The organism is Tissierella pigra, from assembly GCF_009695605.1.
Taxonomy (GTDB): Bacteria; Bacillota; Clostridia; order Tissierellales; family Tissierellaceae; genus Tissierella; species Tissierella pigra.
On sequence record NZ_VUNQ01000104.1, the window covers coordinates 1 to 1,803 of the forward strand.

The window sequence follows — 1,803 nt, forward strand, 5'->3', positions numbered from 1 at the left end:
TTCCTGTGATACGATAAAAATAGAAAATCCTCACAAATAAATTAAGGTATAATTGTAATTGAGAGAAAACAATTCTTAATTTAAAGGAGGATCTACTATGAATTATAAACAAAATCAAAGGTTAAATCAATTAACAGATGAAACTTTAATTATTGGAATTGATATTGCCAAGGAATTTCATGTAGCAAGAGCACAAGATGTTCGTGGTATAGAATTTGGGAAATCAATTAAATTTAACAATTCACTTTCAGGATATTTAGAATTGGATAGTTGGATAAAGGAGATTAAGTTAGCCGAAAAGAAAACTACAGTAATAATTGGAATGGAACCAACAGGACATTACTGGCTAAATATTGCAAGATATCTTAAGGACAATGCCTATACAGTAGTTACAGTAAATCCAATGCATGTAAAAAAGATAAAAGAGTTAGATGATAATCTTCAAACAAAAACAGATAAAAAAGATGCAAAAATCATCGCACAGTTGGTAAAAGATGCTAGATATTCTACCCCAAATTTACTCGAAGGTGAGTATGAAGAGCTCAGGAATGCTAAGAATTTAAGGCAAGTTGTAATAAAGGATTTAAATCGTACAAAGAACCAAATTCACAATTGGTTAGACAGATATTTTCCAGAATACAAAGAAGCATATGCCAGCTGGAAATCAAAATCATTTATAAAAATAATTAAAAAGTATATCTTTCCATCTGAAATTGAAAAGTTATCACCAAATGAAATCTATGAGATGCTACCTCCAAAGATGAGAAGGGGTGTAGGCCTTGCGAAGATAGAAAGACTTGTAATAGCTAGCAAAAATAGTATAGGAATAAAAGAGGGTCTTTCATTTGCGAAAATAGAAATAAATTATCTATTAGATAAATATGAAGGTTTTCTCCAACAAATAGAAGAGATAGATAACTATGTAACTGATATCTGTAGCAATCTAGATGAAACAGCAAAGATAACACAAATAAAAGGCATAGGAATTGTAACAGCAAGTGGTATAGTTGCTGAGTTAGGAGATATTGGAAGGTATAAAACACCAAAACAAATGATAAAAATGGCAGGACTTTCTTTAACAGAAAATAGTTCTGGTAAGGTAAAAGGCACAACATCTATAAGTAGAAGAGGACGTAAAGATCTTCGGCGGTTGCTGTATCAGGTAATATTAGGCATGATAAGGACTAATACTGCATTTAAAAAAATGTATATTTATTACACTACAAGACGAAAAAATCAGCTTACTGGGAAACAGGCTATAATAGCATTATGCAGAAAACTATTAAGAATAATTCATACAATAATCTTAAAAGATATTGACTATGATGAAAGTAAAATGATGTCAGAAATAAAATATCCAGAGGAGTTTCTAAATTCAGCTGCTTAATCTTATCTATTCCAGAGATTACATTACGTATGAATTAATAGTGTTAAAAAATTCTATTTAAATATGGTAGCTAAAATAGAACTTGAATTTAAGATTTACAATTATTAAAAAGAACAAAAGTGGCGATCCTGTAATTCCTCCATTAGGATATAATCCTGCATACGAGCATGACGGGACTCACATATAGCTTAAGTTGGACGAAGGAAGTTTGGGAAATAAATCCTGTTAGAAAGAGGTTCTACTACTATATAAAGTGAGCAAAGCCATTGTTTATAAAATAATATAATGCTACTTTTATTAAGTGAGGATTAAAATAGACATTTCATGTAAAATAAAATTATTTTGCTTAAAATGATCTACTAAAATAATAAAAAATTAATCAGAAGTATTGAAAAATACTACTTGATTTAAAGAGG

General features: G+C 29.6%; 1 protein-coding gene. It reads left to right on the forward strand.

Annotated elements, in window-relative coordinates; translation table 11 throughout:
- Window positions 1-97 precede the first annotated feature (97 nt).
- A complete protein-coding gene (locus FYJ83_RS19490; protein WP_154443134.1) occupies window positions 98-1,387 on the forward strand; it encodes an IS110 family RNA-guided transposase in 1,290 nt (429 codons plus the stop codon).
- The last annotated feature ends 416 nt before the right edge of the window (window positions 1,388-1,803 follow it).

Coding starts and splice junctions, on each gene's coding strand:
- FYJ83_RS19490 (WP_154443134.1), top strand. CDS start 98: ATGAATTATAAACAAAATCAAAGGTTAAATCAATTAACAGATGAAACT.